This window comes from Pseudomonas sp. GW-45, from assembly GCF_056896675.1.
Window position 1 is genome coordinate 2953193 of record NZ_CM167674.1, and the last position, 12875, is coordinate 2966067.

At 55.6% G+C, this 12875-nt stretch carries 16 protein-coding genes; 7 read left to right on the forward strand and 9 right to left on the reverse strand.

Going from position 1 to position 12875, the window contains the following annotated elements; genetic code table 11:
- Window positions 1–24 precede the first annotated feature (24 nt).
- The 3 genes from AC1XYH_RS13660 to AC1XYH_RS13670 form a co-directional block, all read right to left on the reverse strand.
- On the reverse strand, window positions 25–1584 hold the full coding sequence (locus AC1XYH_RS13660) for an ATP-binding protein (protein WP_483323714.1): 1560 nt from the start codon (window positions 1582–1584) through the stop codon (window positions 25–27).
- 62 nt (window positions 1585–1646) lie between these two features.
- Window positions 1647–2003 (reverse strand): DUF1304 domain-containing protein, encoded by a 357-nt coding sequence (locus AC1XYH_RS13665; RefSeq protein ID WP_483323715.1) that lies wholly within the window; start codon window positions 2001–2003, stop codon window positions 1647–1649.
- Between the two features lie 39 nt (window positions 2004–2042).
- The gene (locus AC1XYH_RS13670) at window positions 2043–3050 is read right to left on the reverse strand and encodes a helix-turn-helix domain-containing protein (RefSeq protein WP_483323716.1); all 1008 of its coding nucleotides are present in this window, start codon (window positions 3048–3050) and stop codon (window positions 2043–2045) included.
- 120 nt (window positions 3051–3170) lie between these two features.
- Between AC1XYH_RS13670 and AC1XYH_RS13675 the strand changes: the two genes are divergently transcribed.
- Both AC1XYH_RS13675 and AC1XYH_RS13680 read left to right on the forward strand, forming a co-directional pair.
- Entirely contained in the window at window positions 3171–4073 is a 903-nt protein-coding gene (locus AC1XYH_RS13675; protein WP_483323717.1) for a sterol desaturase family protein, read from the forward strand.
- A gap of 36 nt (window positions 4074–4109) precedes the next feature.
- Window positions 4110–4820, forward strand: coding sequence for a pseudouridine synthase (locus tag AC1XYH_RS13680; protein WP_483323718.1), 711 nt, complete (start codon window positions 4110–4112; stop codon window positions 4818–4820).
- Between the two features lie 62 nt (window positions 4821–4882).
- On the opposite strand, the gene thpR is transcribed toward AC1XYH_RS13680, so the two are convergent.
- Window positions 4883–5440 carry an RNA 2',3'-cyclic phosphodiesterase gene (thpR, locus tag AC1XYH_RS13685; protein WP_483323719.1) on the reverse strand — a complete coding sequence of 186 codons (558 nt, stop codon included), beginning with the start codon at window positions 5438–5440 and terminating at the stop codon, window positions 4883–4885.
- A gap of 192 nt (window positions 5441–5632) precedes the next feature.
- Here thpR and AC1XYH_RS13690 point away from each other — a divergent pair, with 192 nt between their 5' ends.
- Together AC1XYH_RS13690 and AC1XYH_RS13695 are read left to right on the forward strand one after the other, a co-directional pair.
- Window positions 5633–6097, forward strand: a complete 465-nt coding sequence (locus AC1XYH_RS13690; RefSeq protein WP_483323720.1) for a MarR family winged helix-turn-helix transcriptional regulator — start codon at window positions 5633–5635, stop codon at window positions 6095–6097.
- A complete protein-coding gene (locus AC1XYH_RS13695) occupies window positions 6094–6837 on the forward strand; it encodes a siderophore-interacting protein (RefSeq protein WP_483323721.1) in 744 nt (247 codons plus the stop codon). The genes AC1XYH_RS13690 and AC1XYH_RS13695 overlap by 4 nt, the downstream gene beginning before the upstream one ends.
- Here the strand turns inward: AC1XYH_RS13695 and AC1XYH_RS13700 are convergent.
- The 3 genes from AC1XYH_RS13700 to AC1XYH_RS13710 all read right to left on the reverse strand — a co-directional run bounded on the left by AC1XYH_RS13700 (window position 6834) and on the right by AC1XYH_RS13710 (window position 8915).
- Window positions 6834–7433, reverse strand: coding sequence for a GNAT family N-acetyltransferase (locus AC1XYH_RS13700; protein ID WP_483323722.1), 600 nt, complete (start codon window positions 7431–7433; stop codon window positions 6834–6836). The two genes, AC1XYH_RS13695 and AC1XYH_RS13700, sit on opposite strands and share 4 nt — an antisense overlap.
- Window positions 7430–7906 carry a hypothetical protein gene (locus tag AC1XYH_RS13705; protein ID WP_483323723.1) on the reverse strand — a complete coding sequence of 159 codons (477 nt, stop codon included), beginning with the start codon at window positions 7904–7906 and terminating at the stop codon, window positions 7430–7432. Before AC1XYH_RS13705 ends, AC1XYH_RS13700 begins: the two co-directional genes overlap by 4 nt.
- Window positions 7907–8012: 106 nt before the next feature.
- Window positions 8013–8915, reverse strand: a complete 903-nt coding sequence (locus tag AC1XYH_RS13710; protein ID WP_483323724.1) for a LysR family transcriptional regulator — start codon at window positions 8913–8915, stop codon at window positions 8013–8015.
- A 208-nt stretch (window positions 8916–9123) separates the two neighbouring features.
- Between AC1XYH_RS13710 and AC1XYH_RS13715 the strand changes: the two genes are divergently transcribed.
- Both AC1XYH_RS13715 and AC1XYH_RS13720 read left to right on the forward strand, forming a co-directional pair.
- Window positions 9124–9303 carry a hypothetical protein gene (locus AC1XYH_RS13715; RefSeq protein WP_483323725.1) on the forward strand — a complete coding sequence of 60 codons (180 nt, stop codon included), beginning with the start codon at window positions 9124–9126 and terminating at the stop codon, window positions 9301–9303.
- Between the two features lie 230 nt (window positions 9304–9533).
- A complete protein-coding gene (locus AC1XYH_RS13720) occupies window positions 9534–9716 on the forward strand; it encodes a hypothetical protein (RefSeq protein WP_483323726.1) in 183 nt (60 codons plus the stop codon).
- A gap of 144 nt (window positions 9717–9860) precedes the next feature.
- Here AC1XYH_RS13720 and AC1XYH_RS13725 read toward each other — a convergent pair whose 3' ends face one another.
- Window positions 9861–10484: an MSMEG_1061 family FMN-dependent PPOX-type flavoprotein gene (locus AC1XYH_RS13725; protein WP_483323727.1), complete on the reverse strand. Its 624-nt coding sequence runs from the start codon at window positions 10482–10484 to the stop codon at window positions 9861–9863.
- Between the two features lie 367 nt (window positions 10485–10851).
- Here AC1XYH_RS13725 and AC1XYH_RS13730 point away from each other — a divergent pair, with 367 nt between their 5' ends.
- Entirely contained in the window at window positions 10852–12306 is a 1455-nt protein-coding gene (locus AC1XYH_RS13730; RefSeq protein WP_483323728.1) for a catalase, read from the forward strand.
- Between the two features lie 73 nt (window positions 12307–12379).
- Here the strand turns inward: AC1XYH_RS13730 and AC1XYH_RS13735 are convergent, their stop codons facing one another.
- On the reverse strand, window positions 12380–12781 hold the full coding sequence (locus AC1XYH_RS13735; RefSeq protein ID WP_483323729.1) for a DoxX family protein: 402 nt from the start codon (window positions 12779–12781) through the stop codon (window positions 12380–12382).
- Window positions 12782–12875 lie beyond the last annotated feature (94 nt).

The following is a 12875-nucleotide window of genomic DNA, read 5'->3' on the forward strand; positions in this document are numbered from 1 at the left end:
CTGTATTAGGCGTGGTGCCAGCCATTACAACGCAGGCAATAGGACGTAAAAGCAGGTGCCCGCTTCCGATGTAGTAAAACCGATTTCTCCGTCCATCTGCTGTACCAAACCACGGGTAATAGCCAAGCCCAGCCCGGTTCCACCTGCCTTGCGTTGTGACGAACCATCTGCCTGGGTAAAGCGTTCGAATACCTTATCCTGGAATGCCAAGGGTATGCCTTCACCTTGATCACTGACCTCAATCCGCCACCGCTCACCACCACTCACACGACTGACTCGCACAGCGATGACACCCCCCGTTGCGGAGAATTTGATAGCATTCGACAACAGGTTATCCAGCACCTGTTTGAAACGCGTGTTGTCAATCAGCACCCGCGCGTCGGCAAAGGGGTTGTGGTACTCAATACTTAACTCTCTCTGGCTAAGCACGCCGTCTAAATCTTGCAGGGCTCCAGTCAACGCTTGGTCGAGCGCCACCTCCTGCAAGTCCAGTTGCATCCTGCCCGCAACTATTTTGTCTATATCCAGCAAATCGCTGATCAACTTGAGCAGATGCTCGCCATTGCGTTTGGCCAACAACACCATCCGCTCAGCCTCACTAGGCAGCTGGCCGACCGCCCCACCGTGCAGTAGCCCCAGAGTGCCGAGAATGCTGGTTAACGGCGTACGCAACTCATGATTGATGGTGGAGATAAACTCATTTTTCATCTGCTCGCTTTCGGCCCGCAGGGTTTCGCGCTCGCGTTGTTCGCGAATACGCGCAGCGCGAGTGAAGCCAACGGCAAACAAAATCAACAATAGCAGCGCATACAAGCCCACACGGTAGTACAACAGCTGAAAGCCTTCGACCCGTTGCTGCACAACCAAACGCCAAGTCGCCCCGGGCAGCTCGATCAGCATGGCCTGCTGCGCAGCATCAACTCTCAGGTCAGCTCCCCATATACGGGTAAACTCATTTGAGTTTTGCGAACTCACGCGCTGCAGCTGCAGGTTTAGATCTTGCCAGCGTGGCTCGCTCTGCAGCATGCCAAGTAGCGTCGGAGCATCCATAACGGTGCTGACCAGCCCCCAATAACGCCCATCCAGATAAACCGGTGAGCGATAAATCAACCCGCTGCCGCCCTGCACTAACGATAAAGGCCCAGCCAAAACAGGTTTACCGGTCCGCATGATCTCTTGCACCGCAAGCCACTGTTCTGGCACCTCGCGATAAGCAAGCCCTAAGGCCGCTTCGTTACCTTCACGCGGGTAAATCAGTGCGATACGGTTATCTGGTGCTATGCCAATGCTGATCAGGTAATCGACCTCTTGCTGCATGCTTGCCAACCATGCTTCAACCCGGTCCGGGTCGCGCAGCCCATGCTGACTCTGCAGGAACGACACTAACCCACGGCTAAGATAAATGCCGTCGCGCAAGCGGGTTTCCAGTGCCGCACGCACTTCAGCAGCGCGCGATAACAATTGCTGCCCCGTCTGGCTGCGGGCCGACATACCGATCTGCAAAACCAGCACCTCAATGACCAACACCCCGATAAGCAGCATCGCCAGCAAAGAGCGCAGCAAGGGACGGTAATAAATCTGCATTCAGCCAACCCGTCGTGGAACGTAAACAAGCTTCGAGTTTAGTGCAGACAAGACGACCACGCTCAAGACAGCAGCACCAACACCAGCCCGAGTGCTGCGGGTGCGGCTTGCACATAGAGTATTTTGCGACTGACTGTCAGCGCGCCAAAAATGCCGGCGATGACCACACAGCTCAGACAAAACAGCTTAATGCCGTCGCCTGCTGGCCCTAAAGCGACACCCCAAATTAACCCAGCGCAGAGAAAACCGTTATACAGCCCTTGATTGGCTGCCATCACCTTGGTCACCGCTGCTTTTTCTGCGCTCTGAGCAAAGGTTTTGAGCCCCAAAGGTTTGTCCCAGAGGAACATTTCCAACAACAGAAAGTACGCGTGCATCAGCGCGACCAACAAGGTGACCAAAGAAGCGAGGGTGTACATGGTGAGCCCTTATTTAAGTGTTGCCTCACTGTAAACCCATCAGCCTGGCAGCAACAGCCTGCGGCGTGCCTTAGCGGGCGTTTCCCCACTCCAGCGGCGAAAAGCGCGGTTGAAGGCACTTTGCTCGGAAAACCCCAACAACAAGGCAATATCGCTCAACAGTAGCGCAGGATCAGCCAGGTACTGCTGCGCCAACTGCTGTCGTAACCTGTCCAGCAGTTGGCGCCAGTTCTGGCCCCGGGCGTCCAGTCGCCGCTGCAGGCTGCGTACCGAAACATGCAGTTCCTCCGCCACCTGCGACAAATTCAAGGCTCCCTCCGGCAACAACCGCAACATGCATTGCTGTAAGGCGCGGGCAAAGGCGTCTGACTCTGGTAACGCGAGCAATGCGGCTTGGGCTTGGCGGTCCAGCAACCGCCGCACACTGGGATCGCTGCGGGGCAGAGGCAACGTCAGCACGCTAGTAGGAAAAACCACTTGAGTACTGTCTACCGAAAAATGCACAGGGCAGGCGAAAAAGTCCTGGTAGGCAACCACAACTTTTTCATCCGGCGGTTCAGGGAAAACAAAACACACCCGCAGTGGTACCGGGGGGGTGTCCAGTAGGCGACGCAACAAACTGAGCAAAGCAGCAATGGCCACGCTATCGGCCAACTCACCGGTGGATGCCTGCGCAGGCCAAGCCAGCGTCACGTCAGTGGCAGAGGAGCTCATCTGCACCAGATCGTCCCCATAGAACAAGCGCTCATAGCGCTGGTAGGCCGCCATGCCCTCGGCCAGATTGGAGCAGGCCAACAGCAGATAACCGAGCACGCCTACGTGCCGTGGCTGAATCTGCGCGCCTATTTGCAATGCCGGAGCAGGCTGCTCCGGCTGCAGTGCCCCCGCCTGCGCCAGCATCGACTGCCATAACGGCATTGGTACCAGATCTGCTGGTGCGCGACTATCCAGCAACAGACGCAACTGAGGCGCGGCCAACTGCCGCTCGTCCAGCCAATCCGTCAACAACTGTACCCAGGCACCGGTTACCCGCAGGGGTGTGGCCATGTTTTATCTCCGCTCGTGACGTATAGAGTCAAAAACAAGGCATATAAAGTCAATAATAAATCCTATGCTGCGCTCATCATCAGGATCACAAACACAACACACCACCGGAGCAAAGCTGCCATGGGCTTGTTCGAGATGCTGCAACAGGTACTCGCTGACGCCGGCCTTAGTTGGCTGGCACTGGACGAGCGCCAGTTGGTATTCATGCTGGCCACGCCCGTCTTTATTGGCGTATTTGCCTGGGAGTACCTGAAGATTCGCCACGACCCAGCCCGGGTAGATGGCCGTGAAGCCATGCGCAACTTTGCGCTAGGCGCGGGCTACCAAACCACCGAGTTACTGTTCGCCGGATTGATTGCCTTTCCGGTGTACGCCCTCGCTTACCACTACCGGTTGCTGGATATTCCGCTGAACCTATTTACCGCGGTGCTGTTGTGGCTACTAACCGACTTTTGCTTCTATTGGATGCACCGCTCATCTCACCGCGTGCGCTGGCTCTGGGCTGCGCATGTGACTCATCACTCCTCTGAGCGGATGAACTTCTCAACAGCGATGCGGCAAAACGCGACCAATATATTTAATGGCGGCTGGTTGTTTTACGTACCGCTGGCGCTGATCGGCTTCAATCCGGTATGGATTGGCGTCTGTTATGCGCTCTCTTTGGTCTACCAGTTTTTTATCCACACCACGCTGGTAGGTCGACTGCACCCGGCTATCGAATTTGTGTTCAACACGCCCAATCATCACCGCGTGCATCACGCGCGCAATCCAGACTACCTGGATACCAACTACGGCGGCGTCTTCATCCTATTTGACCGCCTGTTTGGCAGTTTTACCGTCGAGCAAGCTGACCAGCCGATTGAATACGGCATTACCCGACCACCGCACCACAACAACCGCCTGTGGATGCACTGGCTGCACGAGTACCGCGATCTGTTTCGCGACATGCGTAAACGTGGCTCGCTGAAACAACGCCTGAAGCACCTGTGGAAACCACCGGAATGGGAGCGCGACGAGCACTGAGCGCAGACTGTGCCACAGCAGGTATAATCGCTCGCCATGAAACTCGACCGCTTTATCAGCAACCGTACCGCGCACAGTCGCCAGGCCACGCGCTTGTTGATCGCCAGCGGTCGCGTCCACGTTGCCGGGTGCATCACCCACGACCCGCGCCACGAAGTAGATCAGTTTGTCGCCATCAGCCTGGATGGTGAGCTGCTGCAGGCACGTCAGGCGCATTTTCTAATGCTGCACAAGCCTGTTGGTTATCTCAGCGCCACCAGTGACCCACTGCACCCTACCGTGATGCAGTTGATCCCCAGCCCCTTGCGCGAACAGCTGCATATTGGTGGCCGGCTGGACCGCAGCAGCTCTGGCCTATTGATCTTGACCAATGACGGCCTCTGGTCACGTCGCCTGACCGAGCCGCGCATCAAGCTGCCAAAAACCTACCGGGTAACAACCCTGCGACCGATCAGCCAAGAGACAGCTGAGCGCTTCGCGGAAGGCATCTATATGACCACAGAGCAGCTCACCACCTCGCCTGCCCAGCTACAGCAGCTAGCCCCCTGTGAAGCACGGCTGACTATCTATGAGGGCCGTTATCATCAGGTTAAACGGATGTTCCATGCGGTGGGCAATCAAGTCGTTAGCCTGCATCGGGAGAGCATGGGTGCCATCGTGTTGGACCCTGCGCTGGCAGCCGGTGAATACCGCACGTTGACGACCGCTGAGGTCGCGTCGGTCGATCAGGCTCAGACAAACGCCTAGTACTGATAAAAATCCTGATTAACACGGGCCAACTTGTTGCGCACGGCCGGGTGGAATAAAGGTCACAGGTGGTGATCAAGAACACCAACTGACCCTAACGGGTAACGCGCGAGCACCGCATAGCGTGAACCCTCAGCGCCCGCCTCACTGGAAAACAGACAAAGCTCAGACGCCCGCCAATCAGGTAATTGCAGTTGCTTATGCCTGGCCAAAAAGTTATTCAATTTGCCTGCCCCACTGCCTAGACGCGCAAGGGTCACATGCGGGACAAAACGTTGCGGGTCAGGCGCGCAGTGACCTTCCAGCAGTTGGTCCAGCTCAGCTCGCAACGCTTGCAAAGCAGCGGGGTCAGCAACTCCAGTCCAGAGGATAGATGGCCGGGCTGGCGAGCCGAAATACCCCACTCCCTTTATTTGTAGCGCAAAACGCGAGCCGCTCAGTACCCGCAGAATAGACTGCAAGTCCGCTGTACCCTGCTCGCTCACCTCGCCGAAAAAGCGTAGCGTGAGATGCAGTTGCTCCACACTTTGCCAGCGCAGCCCCTTGATGGGCTCGGCCAACGCAACCAGCGCAGCGGCCTGCTGGGGCGGTAGCTCAAAGCCGAGAAAGAGTCGTGGCATTAGCACAATCCTGATGCATAGAGTGTTGGTGGCAGCATAGCAAAGCACAGCGCCAGCCCCCCTGCTAATCGCGAGCGCTACCCAGTGCTCTCGGGGTACCCAGACAACCAATCAATATCCCCCCGCAATTGATTGACATTATCAACCAAGTTGCATATGGTTGATAATGTCAATCAAAACAGCAGCCAAGGCATGCCAATCAACTCTCTCAGCGACGCCCTACAAAAAGTCACTCATGCCTATCGCTCAGCGATGGCGCAGGCCATTCGCGAAGCCGAGGTGCCGCTGCCGGTTACCCATGTACGAGTGCTCAAAGCGGTCAGTTATATGCCCGACTGCACAGCCAACGCGATCGCTCAGCGCATGCGTCGTGACAAGGCGCAGATTACCCGCGTGCTTAATGAACTACTGGCCAGCAGATTGATAAATAAGCGTGGTAATCCTGCTGATCGACGCAGCCAACTGCTCGAACCCAGCATCGCCGGCACAGCCATGATGCAACGCATAAAACAGCTGGAGCAACAGACTCTGGCGCGCATGACCCGTGACCTGAATCCTGATGAAGTGGAGCTGTTCATCTGCCTCGCTCGGCGGATGACAGATAACCTGGACGCCAGCCCCGTCCAGCCATTGAACTCACTCGAGAATCCAGTATGAAACGACCTGAACCTCGCTTGCTGCAGGTTATCCGCAGCGCCAAAATCACGCCCAACATGCTCCGCATAACCCTTGGCGGTGAAGGCATGCACGCTTTCCCTACCGAGCAGGATGGCGCTTATATCAAACTTATGTTTCCGCCCAAGGGTGAGGGCAAAGGCATCGTCCGCACCTATACCGTACGCCACCAGCGTGACGGCGAAATGGACGTGGATTTCGTGCTACACGAAGACGGCGGCCCCGCTGCGACCTGGGCGGAGCAGGCGCAGACGGGTGACAAGGTGTTAATTGGCGGCCCGGGGCCAAAAAAGCTGATGAACCCAGAAGGCGACTGGTTCCTCATGGTCGGCGACATGACCGCCCTGCCCGCCATCAGCGTCAATTTAGAGCAACTGCCCAACAATGCACGCGGTTACGCGGTGCTTGAGGTCATCAGCGAGGCTGATATTCAGCCACTCACGGCGCCGGCCAATATCGAACTAATCTGGGTAGTCAATCCGCACCCGGGCGAGAACTCAGAGCAGCTGGTCGAGCAGGTAAAAACATTGGTCTGGCCAGAGGGCAAGCCCAACGTGTGGACCGCGTGTGAGTTCAGCAGCATGCGGGCGCTACGGCGCTATTTCCGCGAGGAGCGCCAAGTCGATAAGGCCGACCTTTACGCCTCCAGCTACTGGAAACTGGGCAGCAACGAAGACCAGCACAAGGTAGTGAAACAGCAGGACTCAGTGGCGGCTGATTAATCAGCCGCGCGACGAGCCAGCTTGAATTGCAGGGATTTACGCACTGTCGGCCATTCGCTGTCGAGGATGGAGAACACCACGGTATCGCGAAGCGCACCGTCCGGGTCCAACCGGTGACTACGCAACACGCCATCCTGTTTAGCGCCCAATCGGGCTATCGCTGCACGTGAGGCCTGATTGTGCCAATGGGTGCGAAATTCCACGGCAATGGCACCCAATTGCTCGAAGGCGTGCGCCAGCAATGCCAGCTTGCACTGACTGTTGATGGCGCTGCGCTGTACTCGGCTGGCATACCAGGTGTAACCAATTTCCAACCGCTTGTTTGCCGTGTCCGCGTTGCACAAGCGCGTCGTACCTATCACCTCACCGCTGGTTTTCTCGACCACGACGAAAGGCAAGGCACGACCGGCGGCCTGTTCACTTAACGCATAATCAACGTAAGCATCAACCGTCTCGGCGCTCGGCACCTGGGTGTACCAAAGCTCCCACAAGCGGCCGTCTGCAGCGGCCGCCACCAATTGGGTTTTGTCAGCCGCACGCAACGGCCGGAGCTGAACCAGCTCTGTTTCCAGCACCAACTCCGTAAACCAGCTCATTGCTGCTCTCCTGCCTCGGGGGACACATTCAAACGGCCGCTCTTTTGCAAACCACGGTAGTACAAGCGCGCAAAGAAGTAGTAGAGCGCCCATTGCAGAAAAAACACAAACACCGAATAGACCAGCATAACAACGCCCGCATGCACCAGTGCGCCGCGATCCAGCAAGGCGAGAAAAGCCCTCACCTCTTCCCGCAGCAACACAGCACCCACGATCAACAATGCGACCAGAAACGTCGTCAGCATCGAGCACAACGCAAGGTTAAACGCCTGCATGGCGGCCAGCGGCAACTGGCGCCGGCGCACTACCCAAAACGCGACGTAACAAGTGGCGCCCGCCAGGGTGCTTGCGGTGGCCACAACACCCAGGTTGAGATCAAAGATCACCTGCACCGCGCCAAAAAATACTGCGAGCAGCAGATAGACGCTGATGTAACGCAAAGAACACTGCAGCAAAGGAAGCTCAGACGACATCAATTTCTCCCGACTTAACCTACAAATTCGAATGGTATGTGACCACTGCCCAACGCCATACAGCAGCCGAATGGCCTGAATCCGCGAGCGCAGCCCGCAATCAACCTCAGCGACGCTGAGCAAACACCCCTACACAATGATCGATAAAAGCTCTCACAGGCGGCAACATGCCTTTGGGCGTAGTGAACACCATATGAATATTGCCCTCCACCGCGTGCCACTCCGGCAGTATGTGCACCAGCCGGCCTCGTTTTATTTCTGGCCCGCACACGTGCTCTGGCAGCAACACCACCCCAAGCCCCGCCACTGCTGACTCGCAGAGTAACTGCATATCACCGCAACTGAAGTGCGGCACATGCGCGTGGGCGCGCGTCTCGCCACTGTCGTTCGCAAACTCCCAACGATCACGCTCAAGCATTTCACCCACCGAAAGCGTGGGGAACTGCGTCAACTGATCAAGCTGAAGAGGCTCGCCACCATGGTTCGCCAAGAGTTCAGGGCTGGCAACCAGAATGCGCGCGCTCACTCCAAGCGAGCGCATCGCCAGCGATTGATCGGTGTCAAAACGGGTGGCCACGCGGAACGCAACATCAATACGCTCATTGATCAGATCCACCCGCTGGCTGGACAGTAGCAACTGTAAGCGGACCTCAGGATAGCGCTGCATAAAATCAACCAAAGCCTCACGCCCCAGATACTCCATCATCCCGGATGAGCAGCTAACACGTACCGTGCCGCGTACTTCGTCCTTGGCCGTCATCGCCAATGCCTCGGTTGCTTCCAACCGATCAACTATGGCCTCGCACTGGCGATACACCTCGCGCCCCATATCGGTGACCCGAAAACTGCGGGTTGAGCGCTCTATCAGCCGGGTGCCGAAATAGTGCTCCAATCGGGTTACCCGCTTACTCAGCTTGGACTTACGCTCCCCGGTAGCGCGCTCAGCCGCAGCAAAGCCACCAAAGCGCACCACGCGGGCAAAGCAGATAAGGTCATTCAGGTCTTGCATCACACCACCCTGACGTTTCCAAAAAAGAAACTATGAGTAGGGAAATATCGGACTACCGACAAAATCCCCAACTCAATAATATAACCACCGAGGCATTTGAAGCGGCGCCTACAGCTAAACCAACCTTATTGAAGTTAAATCAAAAAGGGAAACAGTAAGGCAACAACGCTCGCTTGTATTTCAGCCTTGCACCCAATAGGAGAACGTCATGAGAAATCTATCCGCACTAGTCATCGCATCCTTTATTGTCGCCGCGCCCACTGCCCAAGCAGAAGATGGTGCCGAGCGCTATAGCCATATGCTTGACCGAATCAGTGGCCAAACCAGTAATAACGATACCGAACAACAGGCAGAAACAGCCAAGTTAGAAGAGCACGCCACTAGCTGAGTTGGCAGCTTTGCCCACATCGTTTCCAAAAACGAAACGGTGTGTAGCAAAAACGAGTGCTACTGTGACACTTTGCCGCTCCCTATAGTGGACATCAACACCTCATAGAACATAGCGTGCTTGCCGAAATACGTTTTCTTTAAAGATCGTATCACGGGAAACAGTTTCATAATGTTTCATGCGCAACGCGGTTTTTTATAGAGGTTGAATAACACCTTTAGGAGAGCATCATGAGAAATCTTTCTGCACTGATCGTTGCGTCTTTCCTTGCTTCCAGCCCGGTAGCCCAAGCGGATGACAGCAAGGAGCGAGTCAGCAATCCGCAAGGCAGCAGCACCAGCCAAAGCAGCACTGCGAGCGCAAGCGCGCGGGATGGCAAAACCGAGGAAGAGAAAAATCGCAAGCCGGCCTAAGCACCGATTGTGGTCAACAGGCGATAACCCGGGTCTGGGCAGCATGTCAGCGTCCCGCGCTGACAGATCCGGCGCTTCAAGTCATACCAGCGCGCACGGCGTAAAGCAGCACGATCAACTCCTGTAAGTATGCATTAACGGCGACTAAAGATCGGACTGATAGCGCTCGCGTAAACCGGCATCGAAAGCCGGGATATCCTGCTTAGCCAGCAAAGCTGACTGCTTGCGTGGATTATCTGCAATCTGCTCACCAAAAGAGACCTTCAGATCGGCATGCTGCAAATCCTCCGCCCACAACTTACTGCGCAGTAATGCCTTACCACAATGGAAAAAAGCACTCTGCACCTGCAACCGAGTGACTACTAACGCCTGCTGACTATCCGAAGCCAGCCGCGCGTTCAATTCGGGATCGTGCAGTATCTCTGCCGCCCCCTGCACTCTAAGCACCTCGCTGACTCCCGGCACAATGAACAGCAAGCCCAGACGCGAGCCCGCAAGGATATTGCTAAAGGACAACGCCATCTTGTTGCCCTTACGCTCCGGAATCAGCAGATGGAGAGCATCCTGCACGTGCACAAAGCCCGGTGCGTCACCTTTGGGAGAAATGCTTGGGAAGCCGTCCTCATCCAGGGTCGCCATCAGCAATAACGGAGACTGCTGGATAAAGGTCTGCATTCCGCGATTAAGGTAGTCATAGATTTTGTCTTGCGTGGCTGGGTGTGGGCTGCCAAGAATGTCGCGTAGCTGCTCCATGCTGTCGATTTTCATCTTATATCCCTTGTTGAGAACGACGTTACGCGGGCCGTTTACAGCCCAATTATTGTTTAGCCATAGGATAACCACCCCAGCTGCGATGTTCACGAACATCGACGCAGACAGCCTGCGCCTTAGGTTAGTCGCATCCCACCGATCTTTTCATATTGATGCCAGGCTATGAAAAGCTCTCAATCGCCACCATAGGCAAAATGAATCAGCAGTCGCTTGTTACACCTTCCGCACTGAACTATAACCAACAGACCACTTCAAATAAGCAAGCCGCTTAGTAATCACGGCGCTTACTTTACTTCTGATTAGACCTCGTGAGACCACCAGCCCCCGCCGTCTAATCAATAACAACGAGAATGGAGACCTGATAATGTCTGATGAGAAACCAAAGCACACCACCAATGATGCAGGGATCGCGGTAGCCAGTGATGAACACTCACTAACGATCGGGCCAGACGGCCCGATCATGCTGCATGATCATTACCTGATTGAACAGATGGCCCAATTTAACCGCGAGCGCATTCCAGAGCGTCAACCGCATGCCAAAGGCGGCGGCGGTTTTGGTCATTTCGAAGTAACCCATGACATCAGCGCTTACACCAAAGCAGCCGTATTTCAACCAGGCACCAAGACCGATGTGTTGATGCGCTTTTCAACTGTTGCTGGCGAACGCGGCAGCCCGGACACCTGGCGCGACCCGCGCGGCTTCTCAATCAAGTTTTACACCAGCGAAGGCAACTACGACATGGTGGGCAATAACACTCCGGTGTTCTTTGTCCGTGACCCCATGAAGTTTCAACATTTTATTCGCTCGCAGAAGCGTCGTGCCGATACCAATCTGCGCGATCACGACATGCAGTGGGACTTCTGGTCCCTATCGCCCGAATCGGCACATCAGGTGACTTGGCTGATGGGTGATCGGGGAATTCCAAAAAGCTGGCGTCACATGAATGGCTATAGCAGCCACACTTACATGTGGGTGAACGCGCAGGGCGAGAAGTTCTGGGTGAAATACCACTTCAAGACCGATCAAGGCGTTGAATGCCTCACGCAGGAAGAAGCTGACAAGCTGGCTGGCCAAGACGCCGATTACCATACTCGTGACCTGTATGAGGCGCTCAAGCAGGGCAATCATCCAAGCTGGACCCTGCATATGCAGATAATGCCATTCAAGGATGCCGAGACCTACCGTTTCAATCCCTTCGACCTGACCAAGGTTTGGCCGCACGGCGATTATCCGCTGATTCCGGTTGGCAAATTAACTCTCGACCGCAACCCGACCGACTACCACACTGAGATCGAGCAAGCGGCCTTTGAACCGAGCAATCTCGTGCCTGGCATTGGGGTTAGCCCAGACAAAATGCTGTTAGGACGCGTATTCTCCTATGCCGACGCACACCGTGCTCGCCTGGGCGTTAATTACAAACAAATCCCGGTCAATCGTCCGAAGGTCCCTGTACACAGCTACAGCAAAGACGGCGCCATGCGCATGGACAACGTCACCGACCCGGTGTATGCGCCCAATTCAAAAGGCGGACCAGCGGCTGACCCATCGCGAAACCCGCCTGTGGATGTGTGGAGTGCTAGCGGCGACATGGTACGCAAAGCTTATACTCTGCATGCCGAAGATGACGACTTTGGCCAGGCCGGCACTATGGTCCGTGAAGTATTAGATGACGCTGAGCGCGAACGTTTGGTCTCGAACGTGGTAGGTCACCTCAAAGGCGGCGTAGAGGAGCCCGTACTATCTCGCGCACTCGAATACTGGCGTAACATTGATCAGAATATTGGTGATCGCATAGCCAATGGAGTCAAAGGCAGCTAACCGTTACTTGCTCCGTAACCCAAGAGACCCGCCATTGGCGGGTCTTTTTATGTCTGCTTATATCAACACAAAGTCACGCACTAACTTTGCCACGCCAACGCAGCAATTCAGTCGCCCAGACAATATGCAGTATGATCAACGCCTGCAGCGGTAGCCGCAGATAAAGCAACCACGCCGGGATCTCGTTAAAGCGCTCGGCATGCAATGCCATATTCAAATTGGCCGGAAATACGGCCAGGCAAAGTAGCACCAGCCCGCACCCCGCCCAACGCCTGGTACACGCGAACAGCACACCCACAGCGCCCAGCAGTTCGAAGACCCCACTAATTAGTACCAACTCACGCGGCCAAGGCAGGTATGCCGGCATCACGCTGACAAAACGCTCAACAATCAAAAAGTGCGCTGCACCGCCCAGCAGGAAAAACAGCGTTATCAACCACACCCGCACTTTCGGCACATCTGTGTTCCAGTTCATTGCGCTTACTCCCGGCAAGGTAATCACGCTGACGAACGCATGATCGGAAAATCACCAGACAACAAAAAGCCGGCATATGCCGGCTTTTTGTTTA

What these genes read in the sequence shown, in the direction of transcription:
- AC1XYH_RS13665 (WP_483323715.1), bottom strand. Translation starts at nt 2,003, where the DNA reads ATGTACACCCTCGCTTCTTTGGTCACCTTGTTGGTCGCGCTGATGCAC.
- AC1XYH_RS13680 (WP_483323718.1), top strand. Translation starts at nt 4,110, where the DNA reads ATGAAACTCGACCGCTTTATCAGCAACCGTACCGCGCACAGTCGCCAG.
- AC1XYH_RS13730 (WP_483323728.1), top strand. Translation starts at nt 10,852, where the DNA reads ATGTCTGATGAGAAACCAAAGCACACCACCAATGATGCAGGGATCGCG.
- AC1XYH_RS13710 (WP_483323724.1), bottom strand. Translation starts at nt 8,915, where the DNA reads ATGCAAGACCTGAATGACCTTATCTGCTTTGCCCGCGTGGTGCGCTTT.
- AC1XYH_RS13660 (WP_483323714.1), bottom strand. Translation starts at nt 1,584, where the DNA reads ATGCAGATTTATTACCGTCCCTTGCTGCGCTCTTTGCTGGCGATGCTG.
- AC1XYH_RS13700 (WP_483323722.1), bottom strand. Translation starts at nt 7,433, where the DNA reads ATGAGCTGGTTTACGGAGTTGGTGCTGGAAACAGAGCTGGTTCAGCTC.
- AC1XYH_RS13715 (WP_483323725.1), top strand. Translation starts at nt 9,124, where the DNA reads ATGAGAAATCTATCCGCACTAGTCATCGCATCCTTTATTGTCGCCGCG.
- AC1XYH_RS13695 (WP_483323721.1), top strand. Translation starts at nt 6,094, where the DNA reads ATGAAACGACCTGAACCTCGCTTGCTGCAGGTTATCCGCAGCGCCAAA.
- AC1XYH_RS13720 (WP_483323726.1), top strand. Translation starts at nt 9,534, where the DNA reads ATGAGAAATCTTTCTGCACTGATCGTTGCGTCTTTCCTTGCTTCCAGC.
- AC1XYH_RS13725 (WP_483323727.1), bottom strand. Translation starts at nt 10,484, where the DNA reads ATGAAAATCGACAGCATGGAGCAGCTACGCGACATTCTTGGCAGCCCA.
- AC1XYH_RS13670 (WP_483323716.1), bottom strand. Translation starts at nt 3,050, where the DNA reads ATGGCCACACCCCTGCGGGTAACCGGTGCCTGGGTACAGTTGTTGACG.
- thpR (WP_483323719.1), bottom strand. Translation starts at nt 5,440, where the DNA reads ATGCCACGACTCTTTCTCGGCTTTGAGCTACCGCCCCAGCAGGCCGCT.
- AC1XYH_RS13705 (WP_483323723.1), bottom strand. Translation starts at nt 7,906, where the DNA reads ATGTCGTCTGAGCTTCCTTTGCTGCAGTGTTCTTTGCGTTACATCAGC.
- AC1XYH_RS13675 (WP_483323717.1), top strand. Translation starts at nt 3,171, where the DNA reads ATGGGCTTGTTCGAGATGCTGCAACAGGTACTCGCTGACGCCGGCCTT.
- AC1XYH_RS13690 (WP_483323720.1), top strand. Translation starts at nt 5,633, where the DNA reads ATGCCAATCAACTCTCTCAGCGACGCCCTACAAAAAGTCACTCATGCC.
- AC1XYH_RS13735 (WP_483323729.1), bottom strand. Translation starts at nt 12,781, where the DNA reads ATGAACTGGAACACAGATGTGCCGAAAGTGCGGGTGTGGTTGATAACG.